Source organism: Rhodococcus sp. C3V (genome assembly GCF_029269915.1).
In the GTDB taxonomy this organism is placed as follows: domain Bacteria; phylum Actinomycetota; class Actinomycetes; order Mycobacteriales; family Mycobacteriaceae; genus Rhodococcus_F; species Rhodococcus_F qingshengii.
In genome coordinates, this window is sequence record NZ_JARJBE010000002.1 from 12873 (window position 1) to 35261 (window position 22389).

General features: G+C 63.0%; 22 protein-coding genes. 9 read left to right on the forward strand and 13 right to left on the reverse strand.

The window, feature by feature from the left end; genetic code table 11:
• Window positions 1–96 precede the first annotated feature (96 nt).
• From P3G66_RS05050 to P3G66_RS05065, 4 genes are all read left to right on the forward strand, one after another.
• Entirely contained in the window at window positions 97–864 is a 768-nt protein-coding gene (locus P3G66_RS05050; protein WP_003942134.1) for a DeoR/GlpR family DNA-binding transcription regulator, read from the forward strand.
• Entirely contained in the window at window positions 861–1856 is a 996-nt protein-coding gene (gene pfkB / locus P3G66_RS05055) for a 1-phosphofructokinase (protein ID WP_204855763.1), read from the forward strand. Before P3G66_RS05050 ends, pfkB begins: the two co-directional genes overlap by 4 nt.
• 18 nt (window positions 1857–1874) lie before the next feature.
• On the forward strand, window positions 1875–3944 hold the full coding sequence (locus tag P3G66_RS05060) for a fructose-specific PTS transporter subunit EIIC (protein WP_007735189.1): 2070 nt from the start codon (window positions 1875–1877) through the stop codon (window positions 3942–3944).
• A gap of 97 nt (window positions 3945–4041) precedes the next feature.
• Window positions 4042–4299 carry an HPr family phosphocarrier protein gene (locus P3G66_RS05065; protein ID WP_003942144.1) on the forward strand — a complete coding sequence of 86 codons (258 nt, stop codon included), beginning with the start codon at window positions 4042–4044 and terminating at the stop codon, window positions 4297–4299.
• A 39-nt stretch (window positions 4300–4338) separates the two neighbouring features.
• Here P3G66_RS05065 and P3G66_RS05070 read toward each other — a convergent pair whose 3' ends face one another.
• The 7 genes from P3G66_RS05070 to P3G66_RS05100 all read right to left on the reverse strand — a co-directional run bounded on the left by P3G66_RS05070 (window position 4339) and on the right by P3G66_RS05100 (window position 11599).
• The gene (locus tag P3G66_RS05070) at window positions 4339–5682 is read right to left on the reverse strand and encodes an alpha/beta hydrolase-fold protein (protein ID WP_052027949.1); all 1344 of its coding nucleotides are present in this window, start codon (window positions 5680–5682) and stop codon (window positions 4339–4341) included.
• A 38-nt stretch (window positions 5683–5720) separates the two neighbouring features.
• Entirely contained in the window at window positions 5721–6728 is a 1008-nt protein-coding gene (locus P3G66_RS05075) for a hypothetical protein (RefSeq protein WP_276116277.1), read from the reverse strand.
• Window positions 6721–8196, reverse strand: a complete 1476-nt coding sequence (gene hflX, locus P3G66_RS05080; RefSeq protein WP_003942213.1) for a GTPase HflX — start codon at window positions 8194–8196, stop codon at window positions 6721–6723. Before hflX ends, P3G66_RS05075 begins: the two co-directional genes overlap by 8 nt.
• A 75-nt stretch (window positions 8197–8271) precedes the next feature.
• A complete protein-coding gene (gene dapF, locus P3G66_RS05085; RefSeq protein WP_276116278.1) occupies window positions 8272–9141 on the reverse strand; it encodes a diaminopimelate epimerase in 870 nt (289 codons plus the stop codon).
• Between the two features lie 32 nt (window positions 9142–9173).
• The gene (locus P3G66_RS05090) at window positions 9174–9845 is read right to left on the reverse strand and encodes a class F sortase (protein ID WP_030535550.1); all 672 of its coding nucleotides are present in this window, start codon (window positions 9843–9845) and stop codon (window positions 9174–9176) included.
• 84 nt (window positions 9846–9929) lie between these two features.
• Window positions 9930–10865 (reverse strand): tRNA (adenosine(37)-N6)-dimethylallyltransferase MiaA, encoded by a 936-nt coding sequence (gene miaA, locus P3G66_RS05095; protein WP_276116279.1) that lies wholly within the window; start codon window positions 10863–10865, stop codon window positions 9930–9932.
• Complete coding sequence (locus P3G66_RS05100; RefSeq protein ID WP_276116280.1) at window positions 10853–11599, reverse strand: class III extradiol dioxygenase subunit B-like domain-containing protein; 747 nt, start codon at window positions 11597–11599, stop codon at window positions 10853–10855. The genes miaA and P3G66_RS05100 overlap by 13 nt, the downstream gene beginning before the upstream one ends.
• Window positions 11600–11738: 139 nt before the next feature.
• Here P3G66_RS05100 and P3G66_RS05105 point away from each other — a divergent pair, with 139 nt between their 5' ends.
• Window positions 11739–13124, forward strand: coding sequence for a DUF349 domain-containing protein (locus P3G66_RS05105; protein WP_003942193.1), 1386 nt, complete (start codon window positions 11739–11741; stop codon window positions 13122–13124).
• Window positions 13125–13218: 94 nt separating this feature from the next.
• Here P3G66_RS05105 and P3G66_RS05110 read toward each other — a convergent pair whose 3' ends face one another.
• Window positions 13219–13809 (reverse strand): hypothetical protein, encoded by a 591-nt coding sequence (locus P3G66_RS05110; RefSeq protein ID WP_003942155.1) that lies wholly within the window; start codon window positions 13807–13809, stop codon window positions 13219–13221.
• Window positions 13806–15353 carry a tRNA (N6-isopentenyl adenosine(37)-C2)-methylthiotransferase MiaB gene (miaB, locus tag P3G66_RS05115; protein ID WP_047271495.1) on the reverse strand — a complete coding sequence of 516 codons (1548 nt, stop codon included), beginning with the start codon at window positions 15351–15353 and terminating at the stop codon, window positions 13806–13808. The genes P3G66_RS05110 and miaB overlap by 4 nt, the downstream gene beginning before the upstream one ends.
• A 231-nt stretch (window positions 15354–15584) precedes the next feature.
• On the opposite strand from miaB, the gene gluA reads away from it, so the two are divergent.
• From gluA to P3G66_RS05135, 4 genes are all read left to right on the forward strand, one after another.
• Window positions 15585–16313: a glutamate ABC transporter ATP-binding protein GluA gene (gene gluA, locus P3G66_RS05120; RefSeq protein WP_007735175.1), complete on the forward strand. Its 729-nt coding sequence runs from the start codon at window positions 15585–15587 to the stop codon at window positions 16311–16313.
• A 124-nt stretch (window positions 16314–16437) separates the two neighbouring features.
• A complete protein-coding gene (locus P3G66_RS05125; protein ID WP_030535553.1) occupies window positions 16438–17274 on the forward strand; it encodes a glutamate ABC transporter substrate-binding protein in 837 nt (278 codons plus the stop codon).
• Between the two features lie 100 nt (window positions 17275–17374).
• Window positions 17375–18055, forward strand: a complete 681-nt coding sequence (locus P3G66_RS05130; protein WP_030535554.1) for an amino acid ABC transporter permease — start codon at window positions 17375–17377, stop codon at window positions 18053–18055.
• Window positions 18052–18948 carry an amino acid ABC transporter permease gene (locus P3G66_RS05135; RefSeq protein ID WP_042450676.1) on the forward strand — a complete coding sequence of 299 codons (897 nt, stop codon included), beginning with the start codon at window positions 18052–18054 and terminating at the stop codon, window positions 18946–18948. The genes P3G66_RS05130 and P3G66_RS05135 overlap by 4 nt, the downstream gene beginning before the upstream one ends.
• Window positions 18949–19064: 116 nt before the next feature.
• On the opposite strand, the gene recX is transcribed toward P3G66_RS05135, so the two are convergent.
• The 4 genes from recX to P3G66_RS05155 form a co-directional block, all read right to left on the reverse strand.
• Window positions 19065–19640 carry a recombination regulator RecX gene (gene recX / locus P3G66_RS05140; protein ID WP_276116281.1) on the reverse strand — a complete coding sequence of 192 codons (576 nt, stop codon included), beginning with the start codon at window positions 19638–19640 and terminating at the stop codon, window positions 19065–19067.
• An 8-nt stretch (window positions 19641–19648) separates the two neighbouring features.
• Window positions 19649–20686: a recombinase RecA gene (gene recA / locus P3G66_RS05145; protein WP_007735170.1), complete on the reverse strand. Its 1038-nt coding sequence runs from the start codon at window positions 20684–20686 to the stop codon at window positions 19649–19651.
• A gap of 288 nt (window positions 20687–20974) precedes the next feature.
• Window positions 20975–21169, reverse strand: coding sequence for a DUF3046 domain-containing protein (locus tag P3G66_RS05150; RefSeq protein WP_003942185.1), 195 nt, complete (start codon window positions 21167–21169; stop codon window positions 20975–20977).
• Between the two features lie 52 nt (window positions 21170–21221).
• The gene (locus P3G66_RS05155) at window positions 21222–22385 is read right to left on the reverse strand and encodes a nucleotide disphospho-sugar-binding domain-containing protein (RefSeq protein WP_276116282.1); all 1164 of its coding nucleotides are present in this window, start codon (window positions 22383–22385) and stop codon (window positions 21222–21224) included.
• Between the last annotated feature and the right edge of the window lie 4 nt (window positions 22386–22389).

The window sequence follows — 22389 nt, forward strand, 5'->3', positions numbered from 1 at the left end:
TGACATGTCAACACACTCGGGCGTAAAACAACATAAAGCAACATTCACTGTGATCCACAACGCACCGTCGGATCACATTTCGGAATCGGAGAGCACGTGTACGCGGAAGAACGCCAACAAGCGATCGGCACCATGGTGTCGCAGCGCGGACGCATGTCCGTGGCGGCGCTGTCGGAGACCTTCGGTGTGACCACCGAGACCGTGCGTCGCGATCTGGCCTTCCTCGAGCGGATCGGACAGATCAGGCGTGTACACGGCGGCGCCGTTCCGACCGGATCCCTCCATGTGACCGAACCGGGCATGGCGGAACGCGATCAGACCCGCGCGCAACAGAAGGACCGGATCGCCCGCTGCGCGGTCACCTATCTCCCTCCTACCGGCGGCAGCGTCATCTTCGACGCGGGCACGACCACGGGCCGCATGATCCCCGAACTACCGACCGAGAACGACTTCACGGCCGTGACCAATTCCGTGCCGATCGGCGCACGACTGGCATCGATGAACTCGATTTCCCTGATCCTGCTCGGCGGACGAGTGCGCGGGGTGACGCAAGCCGCGGTCGGCGAGGACGCTCTGCGCCTGCTGAGCACGTTGCGGGTCGACGTCGCCTTCGTCGGAACCAACGCGATCAGCGTCGGGCACGGACTCTCCACCCCGGACAGCGAAGAGGCCGCCGTCAAACGAGCGATGGTCAAGGCCGCCAATCACGTTGTCGTGGTGGCCGATTCCAGCAAAGTCGGCCGCGAGCACTTGATCAGCTTCGCGCCACTCGACAGCATCGACGTCCTCATCACCGACGAAGAGATCAGTCCCACAGACACATCCGAGTTCCACGACCACGGAATCGAGGTGGTGATCGCATGATCGTCACACTGACAGCCAACCCGAGTATCGATCGGACCGTACAACTCGAGCAACGGCTCGAACGAGGCTCCGTCCTACGTGCCCACTCCACTCGCAGCGACCCCGGCGGCAAGGGGGTCAACGTCGCGCGTGTTCTCGCCGCAGCCGACCTCGACGTGCTCGCCGTTCTACCGGGAAATGGTGGCGATCCGTTGCTGTCGGCGCTCGCGGCCGGTGGGATTCCCCACATCGGCGTCGCCACAACGGGTCCGGCTCGCACCAACATCACCATCGCCGAACCGGACGGGACCACGACGAAGATCAACGAACCCGGCGCAACGCTGTCCGGTTCGACTCTCGACGCCCTGGCACAGGAGTTGATCGCCCGCGCCGATACCGCACTGTGGTTCGCGCTGTCCGGCTCACTGCCTCCCGGCGTTCCGCTGGGGTGGTACGGCGAACTTGTCGCGGCGCTGCGCGATCACCCGTGCAAGGTGGCGGTCGACACCTCGGACGCCCCGCTGACGGCACTCGCCGAATGCTTCCCCGGCTCGGCACCTGATCTGCTCAAACCCAACGGCGAGGAACTCGCGCAACTGACCGGCGTCGACGGCCACGTCCTCGAACGTGCTGCCGAGAACGGTGATCCCGGGCCTGCGATCACGGCGGCACAGCGATTGGTCGATCGCGGCGTCGGCAGTGTGCTCGCCACACTCGGCGCAGCCGGTGCCGTCCTCGTCACGTCCGACGGCGCGTGGATCGCCACCGCTCCCCCGATTGTCGCAGTCAGTACCGTCGGAGCAGGCGATTCGTCGCTGGCCGGCTACATCCTCGCCGAAGCGGGCGGCAGCTCGGAATCCGAGCGGCTACGTCACGCGGTCGCCTACGGAAGCGCCGCTGCCTCCCTTCCCGGCACAACCCTTCCCACACCCGAACAGATCGATCTGGCAGCGGTTTCGGTATCTGCAGCAGATGCCGCCTCTCCCATCCCCGTCCCCACCGAACTCGCCTGACGCCCTAAGGAACCTGACATGTCCGATACCACCGCAGCCGGCAGTTCCGGCCCGGAGATCATCAGTCCCGAACTGATCTCACTCGACACCGACCTGGGTTCGACCAAGGAAGATGTCATTCGTTCTCTCGCAGCGCGATTGACTGCAGCGGGACGGGCGAGCGACGCCGCGGGACTGGTCGATGCCGCACTCGCTCGCGAAGCGCAGTCCGCGACCGGACTGCCCGGCGGAATCGCAATTCCCCACTGCCGCGCCGAGGCTGTCTCGTCCGCGTCCCTGGGGTTTGCTCGACTCGATCCGAAGGTCGACTTCGGTGCACCCGACGGCCCCGCCGATCTGGTCTTCCTGATCGCGGCACCCGAAGGCGCCGGGGCCGAGCACATGAAGCTGCTATCCTCGTTGGCCCGAGCACTCGTCAGGCCCGCGTTCGTCACGTCACTTCGTGAAGCGTCGACGCCGGACGAGATCGTGAGACTGGTCGACGAGGTACTCAATCCCGCACCGAAGGATCCTGCAGCAAAGGCTGCGGCAGCGACACCCCCGGCACCTGTTTCCACCGGGAAACACGCTACCGAGGAGACCCCGGCACCAGCGCCCGCGGAGCGTCACATCGTCGCGGTCACCGCCTGCCCGACCGGAATCGCTCACACCTACATGGCGGCGGACTCACTCGTCGCCGCGGGTGAACGCGCCGGCATCAAGGTTCACGTCGAAACGCAAGGTTCGAGCGGAAGCACCCCCCTTGACCCTTCGGTGATCGCGGGAGCCGCCGCGGTCATCTTCGCCACCGACGTCGGAGTGAAGGGCCGCGAACGATTCGCCGGTAAGCCCGTCGTCGCTTCCGGTGTGAAGCGGGCAATCAACGAGCCGGACAAGATGCTCGCAGAAGCGTTGCGCGCCTCCGAGAATCCCGCCGCCGCCACCGTTGACGGCACCGCCGCAGCGGCCGCGGATTCCGATGCCGGTTCCGTAGGGTTCGGCACCCACCTCCGTCAGGTCCTCCTGACCGGTGTCAGCTACATGATCCCGTTCGTCGCGGCCGGCGGTCTGCTGATCGCACTCGGCTTCCTGCTCGGCGGATACGAGATCTCCGGTCCGGCCAAGGACATCGTTCTCAACAACTCGATCACCAACCTTCCCGACGGTGGTCTGGCCACCTATCTCGGCGCAGTGCTGTTCCAGATCGGTTCGTTGGCATTCAGCTTCCTGGTGCCCGCGTTGGCCGGCTACATCGCCTTCGCCATCGCCGACCGGCCTGGCATCGCTCCCGGCTTCACAGCCGGCGCGGTCGCCGTGTTCGTCGGTGCCGGTTTCATCGGCGGCTTGGTCGGTGGTCTCATCGCCGGTGTCGTCGCGCTCTACATCGGCCGGATCGCCGTCCCGCAGTGGCTGCGAGGCCTGATGCCGGTGGTGATCATCCCGCTGTTCGCGACGCTGGTCGTCGGAGCACTGATGTTCATCGTCCTCGGGCGTCCGCTCGCCGCGATCACCTCCGGTCTCACCGACTGGCTCAACGGACTGTCCGGCAGCTCGGCCATCTTCCTCGGCATCATTCTCGGCCTGATGATGTGCTTCGACCTCGGTGGACCGGTCAACAAGGCGGCTTACGCCTTCGCCGTCGCCGGACTCAACGTCAACGACCCGGCCACTTTGCGCATCATGGCGGCTGTCATGGCTGCCGGTATGGTTCCGCCGCTTGCCATGGCACTTGCCTCGACGGTGCTGCGTCCCAAGCTCTTCAGCGAAGCCGAACGGGAGAACGGAAAGGCTGCCTGGTTGCTGGGTTCGGCATTCATCTCCGAGGGCGCGATTCCGTTCGCCGCTGCCGACCCGCTTCGCGTGATCCCCTCGATGATGGCGGGCGGCGCGGTCACCGGCGCGCTGATCATGGCTTTCGACGTCACTCTCAGCGCCCCGCACGGCGGGATCTTCGTCTTCTTCGCAGTCGGCGGAATCGGCTGGTTCCTGGTCTCGCTCGCCGCGGGAACCGTGGTAGCTGCGCTCGCCGTCGTCGGAGCCAAGGAGTTCTTCCGCAAGGGGCCGTCCGATGCCGAACTCGACCCCGAAATCGTGCCCGCTGCGGCATGATCGACAGCAGGCAACACTGCAGTCACCACCTGAGTCACCAGATCTGCCCGAACACCCCATAACGTCCGCAACGACAGTTCTACAACGAGGAGATCCCATGCCCAGCAAGACAGTTGCCGTCGGTTCCGCAGTCGGCCTCCACGCCCGCCCCGCCGCTCTCATCGCCGAAGCAGTCGGAGCCTCCGGCGCCACGGTCACCCTCGCAGTCGCCGACGGCGAACCGGTGGATGCAGGTTCGGCACTGATGATCATGACGCTCGGAGCCGCCAAGGACACCGAAGTAACCATCGAGTCCGACGACGCCGACGCACTCGCCAAGGTCGCCGAGCTGGTAGCCGCTGATCTCGACGCCTGACCTGATGTCAGTCGGTGCTGTCTAGCGGGCCGGACACTCTCACGGAGTCAGTGCGAGTGTCCGGCCCAGCCAGTCCATTTCGAGTTCCAGAGCAGTGCCCCACACATCACCCGAGTGCCCGCCGGGAAGGGTGTAGTAGTCCACGTTCATGTCGGCGGCGCGTGCAGCCTCGAACATGATCTCCTGCTGAGGGCGGTAGATGTCGTCGTCCTCACCCGCGACAAATACACCCGACAACTGCGGATACCGATTCTGCGCCATCAGGTCTCGGGCGTTGACCGCGTCGAACGCGCTTTCGTCACCGTCGAACATGGCCGCCACGGTGTCCTCGTGATCACCGGTCGACGGTTCGTCCTGCCCGGAGAAGTCCAGGAACGACGGGTATCGGTCCGGGAAGTTCACGGCCATCTCGATCGCGCATGTCCCGCCGTAGGAGAACCCACCGATAGCCCATTGCGCAGCGTCCGGATTCACTTGAAGGTTCGATTCGATCCAGTTCGGAACGTCCTGGTCCAGATACGTCGCGACGTTGCCGAGCGCAGAATCCATGCAGCCGGGGTTGGCGTCGTAGTCCCCCAACGCGTCGGGCACCACCACGACGGGAGCAAGCCCGGAATGCCTCGACGCATAGGCGTCGACGGTGGTCGCGAGCCGGCCACTGTCCAGCCAGTCGCTGGGGCTGCCGGGCTCACCCGCCACCAACACCAGTACGGGCAACTCGGCACGCGGATCGGCAAGATAGGCCGGCGGGAGATACAGCGTCGCAGGCCTCGCGTCGAATCCCGAAACGTTTCCTGGAATCGCCGCTTCCGTCACGACACCGTTGCTCGGCATCCGCACCGGAACCTGCCAATGAGTTTCGGTGGGCAGTCCCCGTTGTACCCAAGGTTCGGCCCCAGGGAGCGAATCGAAGGCAACGTTCTCGACCGAGCCCACCGGCCAGTGCCCGACCAGTGAGCCGAGTGTGGGATAGGTGCCGGTCTGCGCGTTGACCTGACCTACTGCGACGATCGCGGCCAGCCCGGCGAATGCCGTCACCGAAAGGCCACGCGCAAGCCCTGGGCGCCGAAGGAGAACGAGTGCGGCGCCGATGACTCCGAACATCGCCAGCGCTATCCAGACAAAATTCGACGCCGGTAGCTGCGCGGGCAGCGGCCGAAAGCTGAGCCACACGAATGTCGCACCGGTGGCTGATCCGAGCACTGACAGACCTAGCGCAACCAACGCGGCCCTACGCGGCAACCACCGAAGCAGAAGCAACGTGCCGACGCCGACGATGACGGAACCCACGAGCAGCGCTGCGGTGATGTGTCCGTGCTCGAGTGACATACGCGAGAGCCGCGTCAGGAGTTGATGCCCGTGCATTCGTTCCAGTATCCACATCTACCGGCGGTCTGCGAATTCGTGGAATTATTTGGGAATCAGCGGCGTCGTCGAAATCTCACGAACGCCGCGCCCCCGATCGCACATCCTGCCGCGACCAACCCGGCCCACACGAATGTCCACGGATCGACCCCGACACCGACCGAACCGTCAGACGAGTCAGCCGTCGCTTCTGTCGCGTCCACGAGCGCTCGCATCACGTACACCGGCGGCAACGCTCCGCCGGCAGATTCAGAACCGATCAGAACATCGCCCGCATCGTTGAATGCCACCGCCTCACCCTGAGGCTCCTTCGGGAGCGGGATCCGCAGCGGTTCGGTACCGGTGAGCGTCGCGCCGATTCCGCCGTCCACGACTTCGTACAGGTACAGGTCGGAGTAACTCCGAAGTGCGATCGCCGAACCGTCCGACGACACCGCTCCCCCGGTGAACATCACCGACACGGGCTTCTCCGGTCCGAGGGACACGGTCCCGACGCGCTCGAGCGGCGTCGGGCCGGGCTGCGCCAAGTCACTCAGTTTCTGATCCCCGACCGGTGTGTAGACACTGCTTTCGCCGAACAATTCCTTGGTCACGACAAAAACGTGGCCGTCGGGGTCTAGCAGTATCGACTCGGTGTCGTGCGCACCGTCCGGGTACGTGAGGCGGTGCAACGTACCGTCACCGGAATCGAGGTCCATCGTGATGAACGCCACTGTTTCGCGGGTCCGGAGGTTGTCACCGGTGTCCGACAGAACGAGCGTTCGCCCACTCACCGCAAGATCTTCGACGTCGTAAGGATCTATCGGGACCGGAATCTGTTTCTGGACAACACAGTTCAGGTCCATTTCGAATACGAAGTCGTCACTGCCGCCGTCGCCCATCGCGTAGATCCGATCGTCGACGACGACCATCCCCGACAACTCCTGGAGCGCAGGATCGGTAGGCGTACAGAGTGGGGCGAACTCGCTCGGTTCGAACGACGACGCCTGTGCGAGCGCTCCGGGAAGCAGTGCGGTTGCCGTAGTCGCAGCAATCACCGCGACTACGGCCCCGAAACTACGCACTAGGTGCGTACTCGACCAATGCCGAGGCCAACATCTGTGGCACGCGTGCGTGCACCCGCGTTCCCGCCTCTTCGTGAGTCGATTCCAAAATCGTTCCGTCCGAGTGGATTCGAGCCATCAAGTCACCGCGCGTGTACGGCACCAGCACGTCGACCTCGACCTCCGGCCGAACCAGCACCTCGCTGAGATGTGCTCTTAGTTCGGCGATTCCCTCACCCGTCCGCGCCGAGACGAACACGGCACCAGGCAACAGACCACGTAGTTGCGTCAACGTAACCGGATCTGCCGCGTCGATCTTGTTGACCACGATCAACTCCGGCGGAGCCTTCGAATCCGTCTCGCGCAGAACATCGGTGACGACTTCCCGAACAGCCTTGATCTGTTCTGTCGGCAACGGATCCGAACCGTCGACGACGTGCAGCAGCAGATCCGCGTCGGTTACTTCCTCGAGAGTCGAGCGGAATGCCTCGACCAACTGAGTCGGCAGGTGTCGCACGAAGCCGACCGTGTCGGTGAGTACGTACTCGCGGCCGTCGTCGAGTGCTGCGCGGCGAGTGGTCGGGTCCAAGGTGGCGAACAACGCGTTCTCCACGAGCACACCCGATCCGGTGAGCGAATTGAGCAGACTCGACTTGCCCGCGTTGGTGTATCCGACGATGGCGATCGACGGGATGTCGCTCTGCAGTCGACGTGTGCGCTTGGTGTCGCGAGCGGCCTTCATGCCTTTGATCTCGCGGCGCAGTTTTGCCATGCGCTCACGAATACGGCGACGGTCCGTCTCGATTTTCGTCTCACCGGGACCACGCAGACCCACACCGCCGTTACTGCCGGCACGGCCACCGGCCTGGCGCGACATCGACTCGCCCCAACCACGCAGACGCGGGAGCATGTACTCCATCTGAGCAAAAGCCACCTGGGCTTTACCCTCACGAGACGTGGCGTGCTGAGCAAAGATGTCGAGAATCAGAGCTGTCCGGTCGATGACCTTGACCTTGACGATCTTCTCCAGCGCAGTGAGCTGCGCCGGCGTCAGCTCACCGTCGCAGACGACGGTGTCGGCGCCGGTCGCCAGGACTACTTCGCGCAGTTCCTGCGCCTTGCCGGAACCGATGTAGGTGGCAGCGTCGGGTTTGTCGCGACGCTGAACCAGTCCTTCGAGGACCTCGGAGCCGGCCGTCTCGGCAAGTGCGGCCAACTCGGTCATGCTCGCCTCGGCCTGCTCGGCAGTTCCCTGCGTCCAGACGCCGACCAGGACAACTCTTTCGAGTCGAAGCTGGCGGTACTCGACTTCGGTGACGTCCTCGAGCTCGGTCGACAGACCGGCCACGCGGCGCAGGGCGCCGCGATCTGCGAGTTGCATCTCACCGGTCGACGGGTTGCCCGATGCGGACGCTGCCGTGTATTCGGCCTGCGCGTACTCGGACTGCTCGTGAGCGGTGGACTCTTCGTTTTCATGTGTGTTCGTCATACAGGATCCATGGTCCCACGAAACCTGGCCACGGTGCATTCGTATTTCCTGCAGGCGTATTTCCCGCGGGCGATATCACACAAGCGATTGCCACCAGGCATCGCTGATCGTCCCGTTCACCACCAGAACCGAGGGCCCCCGCAACGACCCTTTGCCGCCTTCGACGGTGACCTGTACCTCGCCGCCTAGCACGCGCACCAGTACCGAGCCTTCATCGCGGCCGTCGTACCTCAGCGCCGCGGCCGCAGCTGCGACCGTTCCGGTTCCGCAGGAACGAGTCTCGCCCACACCGCGCTCGTGTACGCGCATGTGGACCCCACCGTCGTGGATCGGAGTCACGATCTCGATATTGACGCCGTGCGGGAAGAACCCGGGATCGAAGCCCGGCGAAACACTCAAATCGAGCGAACTCAACACTTCTGGCGTCACGTGCTCGTCGACACACGCCAAATGCGGATTACCGACGTCGATCCCGACACCGGCGAAGACGCGGCCGTCGATTGTTGCCGAGCTGGTGCCGAGGTCCTTGATCGGGCCCATCGCCACAGTCACGTCACCATGCGTGGCGTCGTAGCCGTGCACCACGACCGGACGCGCTCCAGCGCGGCTGCCGACCACGAACTCGTCCTTGCTCTCCAAGCCCGAGGCCTTGAGATAGTGGGCGAATACGCGAACGCCGTTTCCGCACATCTCGGCGATGGAGCCGTCGCTGTTGCGGTAGTCCATGAACCAGTCTTCGGCAGCGACGCCGTCGGGCAGCGCACCGAGCACGCCCGCGTCCGCAAGTGCGCCTGCCCGGGCGACACGAAGGATGCCGTCGGCGCCGAGGCCACACTGACGATCACACAACGCTGAAACTCGCGTCGGCTCGAGATCGATCCGAACGTCGAGGTCAGGGAGAACAACGAAGTCGTTCTGCGTGCCGTGGCCCTTACTGAAATCCATGGTCGCCATCCTATCCGGACCTACCGAGCGATTTACGCAGGTGACGCGGTGACCACCACGTTCTGTTCGTAGGTGAAGCCGGACGGCAACGAGGGATCCGGCACCGTCGCGCCCCCGCAGGTCACCAGGACAAGCCTGGGCGCACCGGATTCGGAGAAGAACTCCGCAGGCAAAGCCACCTTTTCGTACAACTTCAGGCTCGCTGCGTGATAGGTGAACATCGTTCCGGTGTCGTCACTGACATAGATCGGTGTTCCAGGCTTCATCTGGTGCAGCGCCCACAAGGCGCCGTGCGTGCGGTCACCGTCGTCGACGTGGCCGGCAACAAGATTGGTGCCCTCCGAAGATCCGAACTGCACACCGTTGGTGAAATGCGAAACCTTGTCAGGATGCGGAAGGATCATTCCGCGGTTGGCGCCGAACCCACTGGTCACGATGTCGGCTCGCACATCGAGATCGGGAATCGCGAGCGTGTTAGGCGGCAGATCCGTTGGCGCAGGCGCCCAACTCGCCCCTGGATCGGTTGGAGCTCCCACGTCGAAGGGTGCTTCGGGAACAGGTGCGCTGATGGGCTTCCCGGCCGCACTCACCGCAAAATAGACGAGCACCCCGCCGACCGCGAGAAATGTGACGAGCAGTAGGAGAAGCGGCAGCCGACCCGCGCGTCGGCCTCTCGGTCGCGCGTGTGTCCCGGTCTGCGCCATGTTCGTTGTCCTCCAGTCCGTCGATCGCGAAACGAATGGATCGCGAAAGAGCTAACTGTAAGATAGCTGATCCGCTCGATCGTGTTACAGACCGCGATCTGCGAGCGCCGCGAAGGCGGAGTTGGGCAGCTCCGGATCGGCACCGTCGAGCCAGTGCACGCGTGCGTCACGACGGAACCATGATCGTTGGCGGCGAACGTAGCGCCGCGTCCCGATGAACGTCCGTTCGAGCGCTTCGGCCAGATCGTATTCACCGTCGAAATGTGCGAGCACCTGTGCGTAGCCGATGGCTCGCGGCGCTGTGACGCCCTCACGCAATCCTTGCTCGACGAGGCCGGCAACTTCGTCGACAAGTCCGCCTGAAAACATCAGTTCGGTTCGCAACCGAATCCGGGTGTCGAGTTCTTCCGTATCCCGATCCACGCCGAGAATGCGAGTTCCCCATCGAGGGTCACCGATCTGCGGCGCCGAGGCCGCGAACGGCAGACCTGTCAGCTCGACGACCTCGAGCGCCCGAACCATCCGCCGGCCGTCCGTCGGCAGTATCGAGGCCGCCGCTACCGGATCAGCAGCAACCAGCGCCGTATGCACCGCATCGACCCCTCCTTCGGCGAGCACCGCCTCCCACTTCGCACGAACCTCGGGATCGGTTGCCGGAAAGGACCATTCATCGAGTAGAGACTGGACGTACATCATGGATCCGCCGACGATCACCGGAACCTTGCCCGCCGCGATCAGATCCTCGGCGATCGCGATCGCGTCGCTTTGATAACGCGCGACGGTGGCGGTCTCCTTCACATCGAGAACGTCGAGCAGGTGATGCGGAATCCCACGGCGCTCGGCCGGTGTCAGTTTGGCGGTCCCGATATCCATGCCGCGATAGAGCTGCATCGCGTCGATGTTGATGATTTCACCGCCGAATTCCTCGGCCAGTGCCAACGCGAGATCGGACTTTCCCGACGCTGTCGGACCGACAACTGCGATCGGGCGAAGTTCTTCAGGGACGTTCACGGCCGCCACGTCCCGACGTGGTAACCGACGCCGAACGGCGCATCGCTGTAGTCGACCGTCGCGCGAGGATGGGCCGACCGAGACGAGCCCGTAAAGACACCGGCCAGGACCTGCCACGCCGCGCGCCCCTGGGCTCCGACACTGCGGCATAGCCGCGGATCGAGAGCAAGCAGCGCCTCCGGGTCACCGGCCGTCAGGGCGTCGACGATGGCCGACTGCACACCCGCGGCGCGCTCGTCGAAGCTTCCTGGCGCCTTTGCCGTCAGCGTGGACGCACCGTCAGCAACGATCAGAAGCCCTTGCGGTCGGTTGTCGCTGTCGAGTTGCTTGCGCAGCTGCTGCCCGAACTCACGACATTCATTCGCCGACGCCTTTGCACTGACGACGTGCATGTCGACGGTGATCTCCACGTCTGTTCGGCCACGCAGCCAGCCGGCCACGAGGGCGCAGAGTTCGAGTGATGGTACCGGTTCGCCTGCCGCATCTGCGTCCAGTGACGTCCGGACATCGGCGCCGAATCCGGCGAACGTACCGATCTGTCCACGTCCGACGCCAGTTCGCCAGAGTTCGCCTGCTGCTTTCTCGGAGTCGACACCGACGCCCACCCATTGAACTGCCTCGTGAGACAGCCGGCGCACGGCGGCCGATGCCGCAGCGCGCACGTGGGCGGACTCGGCCGAATCACCGGACAATTCCGGCACGAGTAACGGCGCCGAGGGGACGAGAACAGCGGAAGTCAACACAGTTGCCACGCTAGTCGACCCCGAGGTGGCGACCTCACACCCTCTTACCTGATTCAATAGTCGGAGAACGTGAGTACCGGGTTCAATGGAACCAGGAATGCGATCAGGCAGCCGTGACGCGCGGCAGAGACGAGGACCGATGACCGAGAACAGTGAACCCACCACCGGCGCCGACAGCAGTTCGGCCAGCCCGAGCCCGGCAGCACCCAAACCCGGCGCTCCCAAACCTGGTGGACCACGCCCCGGTGCGCCCCGCCCCGGAGCACCTCGCCCCGGACCAGCAGCCTCGCATGCCGTCACCGCCGCACCGGCCAGCGACCCGAGCAAGTTCGGACGCGTCGAGGAAGACGGAACCGCCTGGGTGAAGACCGCTGACGGTGAACGTCAGATCGGTTCGTGGCAGGCCGGCGACGCCACCGAGGGCCTCGCCCATTTCGGTCGTCGCTACGACGACCTCGCGACCGAGGTCTCGCTACTCGAGGCGCGACTGACGTCGGGCGCCGGAGACGCCAAGAAGACCAAGGCTGCCGCCATCGCTCTGTCCGAATCCCTCTCGACCGCTGCAGTGATCGGTGACCTCGACGCTTTGGCTCGCCGACTCGACGTGATCGTTGCCGGTTCCGACGAGGCCGCAGCGCACGCGAAGGAAGAGAAGGAACAGTCGCGCGCGGCAAGCACCGCCCGCAAGGAGGCCCTCGCAGTCGAGGCCGAGCAGATCGGCTCGGAGTCGACCCAGTGGAAGACCGCGGGTGATCGACTGCGCGAGATTCTCGACGAGTGGAAGACGATTCGCGGAATCGACCGCAAGGTCGACGACGCACTGTGGAAGCGTTACTCGAAGGCTCGTGAGTCCTTCAACCGACGACGTGGAGCCCACTTCGCCGAACTCGACCGGGATCGTGCGAGCGCCCGTTCGACGAAGGAAGAACTGGTCGAGCGCGCCGAGAAGCTGTCGACCTCCACTGAATGGGGACAGACCGCCGGGGAATTCCGCGATCTGCTCAGCGAGTGGAAGGCTGCCGGCCGCGCACCGCGCGAGGCCGACGACAACCTGTGGAAGCGCTTCAAGGGCGCTCAGGATGTGTTCTTCGCCGCGCGCAACGCTGCTGCATCCGAGCGCGATGCCGAATTCGAGCAGAACGCGGTTGCAAAGGAGGAGCTGCTCGCTGCCAATGCGAACATCGATCCGGCACACGGACTCGAGAACGCCCGCGCAGCGCTTCGCGACCTGCAGGAGAAGTGGGACGCGATCGGCAAGGTGCCGCGCGACCGAATGCAGGAACTCGAAGCGAAGCTCCGGGCCATCGAAACCAAGGTGCGCGACGCGGTCGACGCCGAGTGGCGTCGCACCGATCCGGAAGCACTTGCCCGGGTCGCGCAGTTCAAGGAGCGGGTGAGCCAGTTCGAGGAGCAGGCCGCCAAGGCTCAGGCTGCCGGCAAGACAAAGGACGCCGAGAAGGCTCTCGCTCAGGCCAAGCAGTGGCGTGAGTGGGCCGAAGCTGCCGAAAGCGCCGTCAACGAGTAATCGACGACGAGCTGTAAAGACAACAAAAACGCCGGCTGACTCCGAAAGGAGTCAGCCGGCGTTGTCTTGTGCTTTGGACGGACGGCCTGCTGTGTCAGCCGACGTTCCATTCCTGATGCTTCTCGGCTTCGGCCGCAGCGATCCGGCGTTGCTCCTCGGCAGCGAGCTGAATGTTGGTTCGTGTCCAGACCACCTTGAGCCAATGGAACGTCAAGAACACGACGGCAAACCATCCGATGATCAGCCCGATCGACGGTCCTGCCACATTGAAACCGGCGGGAATGGTCTGACGCGACCAGACGGCCATCATGCCGAGAGCGCTCGCCACGGCACTGCCGGCGAGTGCGACCCAGGCCAGACTCCAACGCCGCGTGACCAGCGCGAGCATCGAGAATCCGATGCCGAAGATGACGACGAACCACACGAACAAGCGTGAGAACAGTGCAATCCGTTCGGTTTCCGCGTCCTGGTTGTACGCGAGCACATCCCAGCCGTTCGCAACTCCCGCATGGGGCAGTGCAAGGGTGCCGACAAGCACGAGCACCGCAACCGCGACAACCATGGCGCGCACACCCGGATCGATTTCTCCCGCGACCTTGCGTTCCGCGTCGTCGAGATCCTTGCGGTAGCCCTCGAAGGCGTCGTCGCCCGGCTGTGGTGTCGTGTTCTCGTGTTGCGAGGTCATGCGTTGCATCCCATCTGGACGGGTTGTGGGGCCGGGGCACCGATCTTCGGTAGTCCGAGACCTACGCCGATGGGCGGGGTCTTGGGTGTGATGCCCTTTTCGAACGAATCACCGGCGCGGGTCCGACGGTGCGTGAGCACTCCGTCATCTGCCACGAGGTGATGAGGGGCTCCGTGGGTGACGACGACCGTCACCACGTCACCGGGTCGGATTGTGCCGTCGAGGTTTCCCTCGGGGCGGAAATGCACCAGGCGGCCGTCTCGCGCGCGACCACTGAGACGTTGAGTCGCCGCGTTCTTCCGACCCTCCCCCGCTGCCACCAAGAGTTCGACCTCGGTGCCGACGAGCTTGCGATTCTCCTCGATGTTCACTTCTTCCTGAACGGCGAGCAATCGCATGTAGCGTTCCTGGACAACCTCTTTGGGAAGCTGATCGGCCATCTCCGCCGCCGGCGTGCCCGGGCGCTTGGAGTACTGGAAGGTGTAGGCGTTGGAGAATCGCGCCTTACGCACGACGTCCAGCGTCTCCTCGAAATCCTCCTCCGTCTCCCCCGGGAACCCGACGATGATGTCCGTGGTGATGGCGGCGTGCGGCATTGCGGCGCGCACCTTCTCGATGATCCCGAGGTACTTCGACTTGCGGTACGAGCGCTTCATCGCTTTGAGAACCTTGTCCGAACCGGACTGCAACGGCATGTGCAGCTGCGGGCAGACGTTGGGAGTGGTTGCCATCGCTTCGATGACGTCGTCAGTGAATTCTGCCGGGTGCGGCGATGTGAACCTCACCCGTTCGAGGCCGTCGATGTGTCCACATGCCTTCAAGAGGGAGGCGAAGGCTCCGCGATCGCGCGGTTGTTCCGGATCGGCGAACGACACGCCGTAGGCATTGACGTTCTGTCCGAGCAGGGTTACTTCCGAGACACCCTCGTCGACGAGTGCCTGCACCTCGGCCAGAATGTCGCCGGGACGTCGATCCACTTCCTTGCCACGCAGGGCCGGAACGATGCAGAACGTACACGTGTTGTTGCAGCCCACCGAGATGGAAACCCAACCTGCATAAGCAGATTCGCGCTTGGCTGGCAGTGTCGACGGAAACGCCTCGAGTGCGTCGAGGATTTCGACCTCGGCGCGCTGATTGTGACGCGCACGATCGAGCAGCGCGGGCAGCGAGCCGATGTTGTGAGTGCCGAAGACGACATCGACGAACGGCGCCTTCTTGACGACGGTGTCACGATCCTTCTGCGCCAGGCACCCGCCGACCGCGATCTGCATGTCGGGGTTCGCCTCCTTGTTCGGGGCGAGCTGGCTGAGGTTGCCGTACAACTTGTTGTCCGCGTTCTCGCGGACCGCACACGTGTTGAAGACGACAAGATCAGGATCGGTTCCGGTCTCCGCCTTCGAATACCCGGCGTCCTCGAGCAGACCGGACAGTCGCTCGGAATCGTGGACGTTCATCTGACAGCCGTACGTCCGCACCTCGTAGGTGCGAACAGACTTCGCAGTCGGCTCCGGAACTGCAGTCGGCTCCGGAAGTGCAGGGGACATTTCGTCGATCAGTGACACGCTTCAGCCTAGCTCACGTCCACTACGACGTGTAATAACGCCCTGATAAACAGCCGAAACGCGACATAAACGTCGTCACAGTAAAATTTCCATTACATATGGCAAGAACCATGGCGAAATCACGGGCGTCGACGCAAACTACGCCTAAGGTTCTCGTTTATGACCCAAGCCGACGATGCGACGACGCCGACCACCTCCGGCGATTCCACATCCATGATTTCGATGACCTCGGTGAACAAACACTTCGGGGAACTTCACGTCCTGCAAGAGGTCAATCTCGAAGTACCCAAGGGCCAAGTGGTGATCGTCCTCGGTCCGTCGGGCTCCGGTAAGTCGACTCTGTGCCGCACCATCAATCGCCTGGAACCCATCGACTCGGGCACCATCGCCGTCGACGGCAAGACGCTCCCCGAGGAGGGCAAAGCACTTGCCGCACTTCGTGCCGACGTCGGGATGGTCTTTCAGTCCTTCAACCTGTTCGCACACAAGACGATCCTCGAGAACGTCATGCTCGCACCGATGAAGGTCCGCAAGGCGAAGAAGGACGAAGCCAAGAAGACGGCGCAGGCATTGCTCGAGCGCGTCGGTATCGCCAATCAGGCCGACAAGTACCCGGCGCAGCTTTCCGGCGGGCAGCAACAGCGTGTCGCGATTGCTCGCGCTCTTGCGATGCAGCCGAAGGTGATGTTGTTCGACGAGCCCACCTCCGCTCTCGACCCCGAGATGGTCAACGAGGTTCTCGACGTCATGACTTCCCTCGCCAAGGAAGGCATGACCATGCTCGTGGTCACGCACGAGATGGGATTCGCCCGAAAAGCCGGCGATCGTGTGCTGTTCATGGCTGACGGCCAGGTCGTCGAAGACACCACGCCCGAAGAGTTCTTCACCCATCCCAAGTCGGATCGGGCCAAGGACTTCCTCGGCAAGATCCTCACTCACTGATCACAGTCCCCTCCGACAGTCCTGTCCTCGTCCACAAGACAACTTGCTCGACTGCACCGTTCACCTCGGCTGCACCGTTCATCTCGACTGCACCGTTTGCATGTCGACAACTGAGAGGATCTTCATGAAGATCAATCGCTCCGTCCGTTTCGGAATCGGAATCATGGCTATCGCGTTCGCTGCCACGGCTTGTGGTGGCGGCGAGGAGAGCAAATCGATCAGTGAGAACGCTGCTGACGGCAAGCTCACCGTCGGCATCAAGTTCGACCAGCCAGGACTCGGCTTGCGCAATTCGGACGGCACGTACACAGGTTTCGACGTCGAGGTCGCGAAGTACGTCGCAAACGAGCTGGGCGTGAAACCGGAGAACATCACGTTCAAGGAATCACCGTCCGCCCAGCGCGAGACGTTGATCCAGAACGGTGAGGTCGATTACATCGTCGCCACGTACTCCATCACGGACGCTCGCAAGGAGAAGGTCGGATTCGCCGGACCGTATTTCGTCGCCGGCCAGTCGCTGCTCGTCAACGCGGACAATACCGACATCACCGGCCCCGAATCTCTGAACGGCGGCAAGATTCTCTGCTCGGTGGCTGGTTCCACTCCTGCACAGAAGGTCAAGGACACCTACGCCAAGGACGTCCAGCTCCAGGAGTTCGACACCTACTCGGCGTGCGTCGAGGCGCTACGCAATGGCAAGGTTGACGCAGTCACCACCGACGACATCATTCTTGCCGGCTACGCGGCTCAGTCTCCCGGCGCATTCCGTATCGCCGGTGAGCCGTTCACCACGGAGAATTACGGCATCGGCTTGGCGAAGGACGATTCCGAAGGTCGCGGCAAGGTCAACGATGCCATCGAGAAGATGATCTCTTCCGGTGCGTGGGCCGAAGCATTCAACGAGACGGTCGGACCGTCCGGTTACACGATGCCCGCTCCGCCCACCGTCGACCGATACTGATCCAACTGAGCAGTAGCCATTCCAGGTGGGATTTCCGTATTCGGAAATCCCACCTGGGCAAGCACTTTCAACAACGACCCATGAACTGGGGAGACCGTAAGTGAAAATAATCGACGATTACGGAAGCCAGATACTCGAAGCGTTCTGGACCACTATCCAGCTCACGATCTTCTCGGCGATCGGCGCATTGATCCTCGGAGTGATTATTGCCGCCATGCGGGTGTCACCCGTACCCGTGGCCCGATTCCTCGGCGCCGCCTACGTCACTGTCTTCCGCAATACGCCGCTCACCCTGATTCTGCTCTTCTGTGTGTTCGGTCTGTACCAAACTCTCGACATCAGTCTGGCATCAACCAGTTCGTCAACCTTCGTGATCGACAACAACTTCCGTTTGGCGATCCTTGGACTTAGCGTCTACACCGCGTCGTTCGTGTGCGAGTCGATCCGCGCCGGAATCAACACCGTCCATGCGGGACAGGCAGAAGCAGGACGATCCCTAGGGCTGACCTTCCTCCAGAACCTCCGACTCATCGTTCTTCCTCAGGCATTTCGCGCCGTGATCGCACCGCTCGGTAGCGTCCTCATCGCTCTGACCAAGAACTCCACCGTCGCCGCCGTCATCGGCGTGTCCGAGGCATCGAAATTGATGAAGGAGATTCTCGAAAACGAAGCCGCACTCTTCTTGACCGCAGGAATCTTCGCCGTCGGCTTTGTCATCTTGACGCTGCCGACGGGATTGCTCTTCGGCAAACTCGCCAAGAAATTCGAGGTCGCACGATGACCAAACAAGCAACCGTTCTTTACGACGCGCCAGGCCCGAAGGCCCGGGCACTGTACCGATTCGCGTCGGTTGTCGTAGCCGTCCTCGCCCTCGCCATTGCGTTTGTCGTGTATCGCGCGCTCGACGACAAAGGGCAGTTGACATCGGCCAAATGGGATCCCTTCCTACAGGCGGACGTCTGGACGACCTATCTGCTTCCCGGCATCAAAGGCACCTTGATCGCGGCGGCACTATCCATCGTGCTTGCACTGATCCTGGGCGCAATTCTCGGCATCGGCAGATTGTCCGATCACCGCGCAGTACGCGTTGTCAGTGGTGTCATCGTGGAATTGTTCCGCGCAATTCCCGTACTGCTGCTGATCATCTTCATGTATGCGGTTTTTGCCGAGTACAAAATTGTCAAGCTCGACTACTTGGCACTCTCCGCCGTCGTGGTGAGTTTGACGCTCTACAACGGATCGGTGATCGCGGAAATTGTTCGCTCGGGAATCAACTCACTCCCCCGTGGACAAAGCGAAGCCGCCAAAGCTCTCGGCATGCGCAAATCTCAAATCATGGTGACGATCTTGCTACCCCAGGCGGTCACAACCATGCTCCCCGCACTGATATCGCAAATGGTTGTTGCACTCAAGGATTCAGCGCTGGGCTACATCATCGGCTACACCGAACTTGTTCGGCAGTCCACGCAATTGGGCGCTGCATTTCAGAACTACCTTCCGGCACTCATGGTGGCTGCGGTCATCATGATCATCCTGAACTCCTCGCTCACGTACCTGGCAACCAAGGTGGAGAAGCGCCTGCGGTCCGGGAAGCGAAAGGGCAAGGGGCCCGTCGCGGCTCCGGTTGGCGACGCTGCCGTTTCGGTACCGGGTATGGACCTGACCAAGCCGTGAGCTGATCGACCTGCTGTTCCACTGACACGAGGAGCGGGGTGTGTCACCGAATCCGGTGACACACCCCGCTCTTGGTATTCGATGCCGACGGTGCTTTTTGCCTACGGTCTGGTTACCTACAGCTCTGCAGCAGCCATCTCGGCTCTGACCACCTCGTACGACATCCCAGCTGAATATCCCTTGCGTGCCAGCATCGAGACCAGTCGACGCGTGACCTTGTCGCGATCATCGACGGGCTTGTTCTTCAGCTTCCGCCGAACCAGCTCCGCTGCTCGCTCGCGCTCGTCTTCCGGATCGATCTGTGACAACGCTTCGGAAGCGGTGTCCTGGTCGATTCCTTTGAGCCGCAACTCGACTGCAAGCGCACGCTTTCCCTTGCCCGAGTACGTGTGCCGCGAATGAACCCATTGGTTCGCGAAGTCCGCGTCGTCGATCAACCCGATTTCTTGGAGTCGATCGAGGACCTTGGCAATGATCTCGGGCTCGAAGCCGCGCCCGCTCAGCTTTGTTTCCAGCTCGGAACGACTGCGCGCCCGGTCGGTCAGGAGGCGTAGGCAAGCATCTTTGGCCTGCGCCTCCGTCCCACCTTCTGCGCGTTGCGACGGCTTCTCGGATCGTTGACGGGATCGACGCCGAGGAGCGCCGTACTCTTCACGAGCATTCTCGCCGTTGTCACCGTCGTCGAAGCTCATGACTGAACTCAGAAGTCGGCGGGAGCTTCGTCGGTTGCAGTGACGTCAGCACCGATACCGAGCTTTTCCTTGATCTTCTTCTCGATCTCGTCGCGGATATCGGTGTTCTCCAGCAAGAACTTACGAGCATTTTCCTTGCCCTGACCCAACTGGTCACCTTCGTAGGTGTACCAGGAGCCGGACTTGCGGATGAACCCGTGCTCGACACCCATGTCGATGAGCGAGCCTTCCTTGCTGATGCCCTGGCCGTAGAGAATGTCGAACTCGGCCTGCTTGAACGGCGGCGCGACCTTGTTCTTGACGACCTTGACGCGAGTGCGGTTACCCACTGCGTCGGTACCGTCCTTGAGAGTTTCGATACGACGGATGTCGAGGCGGACCGAAGCGTAGAACTTCAGTGCCTTACCACCGGTGGTGGTTTCGGGAGAACCGAACATCACGCCGATCTTCTCGCGAAGCTGGTTGATGAAGATGACGGTGGTGCCCGAGTTGTTCATGGCACCGGTGATCTTGCGCAGCGCCTGGCTCATCAGTCGAGCCTGCAAACCGACGTGGCTGTCACCCATCTCGCCTTCGATCTCGGCGCGAGGAACAAGAGCGGCCACGGAGTCGATCACGACGATGTCGAGGGCGCCTGAACGGATCAGCATGTCGGTGATTTCGAGGGCCTGCTCACCCGTGTCCGGCTGTGAGACCAGGAGTGCATCGGTATCGACGCCCAGCTTGGCTGCATAGTCGGGATCGAGTGCGTGCTCCGCGTCGATGAACGCCGCGATGCCGCCGTTGGCCTGAGCATTGGCAACTGCGTGCAGTGCCACGGTGGTCTTACCCGAGGACTCCGGGCCGTAGATCTCGATGACGCGGCCACGCGGCAGTCCGCCGATACCCAGCGCGACGTCGAGCGCGATGGAACCGGTGGGAATGACGGCGATGGGCTGGCGGACACCCTCACCCAGGCGCATCACCGAACCCTTGCCGAAGTTCTTGTCGATCTGCGCCAACGCGAGGTCGAGTGCCTTGTCCCGATCAGGTGCCTGTGGTGCCATCGTGATCCCCATCCTTGTTTCAGTCTTCAGTGCCTGCCTGAGCAGACTCCGTCTCTTCAGCGCCTGCCTGAGCCGACCCTGTTGGTGTGTTGCGATCAGAGTAGATCCGGCCACCGACAGACTTTTCGATCTTGCTTTAGCGCTTGTCGATCACCGCGTTTGTAGGTCACCGCGTTTGTAGAACATCGAAAGTTCGCAGTTACCAAAGGAGCGTCACCACCGAACAGCTTCAGCATAGACGAACACGTGTTCGAACAGAAGATGGGAGACGTTCGACACGCCGAAGAATCAGCGGCGGGCGGGTGGTACGTCGAACTCCACACAGAGCGCACGCCACACCTCGCGAGGCTCCCAGCCTGCTTCGACGGCCTCCGCAGCAGTCATTCCGTCGAGACTCTGGAGTACATGGTCGATCAGCATCGAGTCGCCTCGTACCTGCCCGAACTCTTCGCGCACCATTTCATGAAATTCGGTCAACCGCACAGCCGCCACCGTAGTCCACAGAGCGGTGCACCTGCATTCAGGCGCAACGTGCTCACGCCGTCACACCACCGCTGACCACCTGTCGGCACACCGCCACTGGATCGATGACCTGCGACGCAGTCGCGGCAGCAGACTTCGCAGCTTCCGCAAATCGTCCGTCGGAGAGCACCTGCAGTACCGCATCGCGAATCGACTGAGCATCTGCGGGCCGCACGATCACCGACGTCCCTGCCCGCGCAGCGCGATTGGCCAACTCCCACTGGTCCCCACCCCCGGGAACGACGACCGTCGGCACGCCGGCCAGCAGGGCCTTCGCCAACATGCCGTGCCCGCCGCCGCATACCAACACCGACGCGTCACGCAGCATCGCGTCCTGGCGTCCGAGACCTGCACGAACCCAATCAGGATGCTGACCTTCAGCCCCGTCGAGCATCGACGCGATCAGCCTGACACCGGCGCCGTCGAGTCCTTCGACGGTGCCCTCGAACATTCCCACTGCGCCGGTGTGCGCCGTGGACGGCGCCACCATGACCAGCGGTTCGTCACCTGGCGGTGGATCCAGAATGACTTCGGTCGGCTCCCAGAGAAGCGGTCCGACGACGTGTGCGCACTCCGGCCAGTCGGGGCGAGGCACTTCGAGTGCCGGAAGTGTTGCGATCAGCCGCGCTTGCGGACCGGGATCCAGAGCGGGCAGTCCGACACCGACACGGGCCTGGGATCGCTGGGCCAACCCTTGCTTGATCGAACGTCCCGTCGCTGCGCGCATCAGGGTATCGCGGAGTCGACCACGAATTCCGACGCCGGGCGCGAGCCCACTGCCGATCGGCGGCAACCCCCGTGAAGGTGAGTACAGCGGGTGAGGCGAGAGTTCCACCCAGGGGATGCCAAGTCTTTCGGCGGCCAATCCGCCTCCGGCAGTGAGGATGTCGGAAACGACGAGATCCGGGGAGACGGACTTCAGGTCGGGAAGCAGTTCGGTGGAAATATAGGCGGCGCGCGAATGAATCCGAGCGCCTGCATCAAGATCGTCGTCTCCCGGCCGCGGGGCCAAGCCCTTGAGCGGCTCGGCTTCCACGCCGGCTGCTCGCGCTGCCTCGACCCACCGGGTCCCCGTGTACAGGATCGGTTCGTCGCCGGCCTGGATCAACGCCAGCGACAACGCTATTGCGGGAAAAGCATGACCCGGGTCCGGCCCGGCAACAACGGCTACACGCACCGGA

Coding starts and splice junctions, on each gene's coding strand:
- recA (WP_007735170.1), bottom strand. CDS start 20,686: ATGGCACCACAGGCACCTGATCGGGACAAGGCACTCGACCTCGCGTTG.
- hflX (WP_003942213.1), bottom strand. CDS start 8,196: ATGACGAACACACATGAAAACGAAGAGTCCACCGCTCACGAGCAGTCC.
- miaB (WP_047271495.1), bottom strand. CDS start 15,353: ATGTCCCCTGCACTTCCGGAGCCGACTGCAGTTCCGGAGCCGACTGCG.
- P3G66_RS05135 (WP_042450676.1), top strand. CDS start 18,052: ATGACCAAACAAGCAACCGTTCTTTACGACGCGCCAGGCCCGAAGGCC.
- gluA (WP_007735175.1), top strand. CDS start 15,585: ATGATTTCGATGACCTCGGTGAACAAACACTTCGGGGAACTTCACGTC.
- recX (WP_276116281.1), bottom strand. CDS start 19,640: ATGAGCTTCGACGACGGTGACAACGGCGAGAATGCTCGTGAAGAGTAC.
- P3G66_RS05070 (WP_052027949.1), bottom strand. CDS start 5,682: ATGTGGATACTGGAACGAATGCACGGGCATCAACTCCTGACGCGGCTC.
- P3G66_RS05090 (WP_030535550.1), bottom strand. CDS start 9,845: ATGGCGCAGACCGGGACACACGCGCGACCGAGAGGCCGACGCGCGGGT.
- P3G66_RS05105 (WP_003942193.1), top strand. CDS start 11,739: ATGACCGAGAACAGTGAACCCACCACCGGCGCCGACAGCAGTTCGGCC.
- P3G66_RS05065 (WP_003942144.1), top strand. CDS start 4,042: ATGCCCAGCAAGACAGTTGCCGTCGGTTCCGCAGTCGGCCTCCACGCC.
- dapF (WP_276116278.1), bottom strand. CDS start 9,141: ATGGATTTCAGTAAGGGCCACGGCACGCAGAACGACTTCGTTGTTCTC.
- P3G66_RS05110 (WP_003942155.1), bottom strand. CDS start 13,809: ATGACCTCGCAACACGAGAACACGACACCACAGCCGGGCGACGACGCC.
- pfkB (WP_204855763.1), top strand. CDS start 861: ATGATCGTCACACTGACAGCCAACCCGAGTATCGATCGGACCGTACAA.
- P3G66_RS05125 (WP_030535553.1), top strand. CDS start 16,438: ATGAAGATCAATCGCTCCGTCCGTTTCGGAATCGGAATCATGGCTATC.
- P3G66_RS05060 (WP_007735189.1), top strand. CDS start 1,875: ATGTCCGATACCACCGCAGCCGGCAGTTCCGGCCCGGAGATCATCAGT.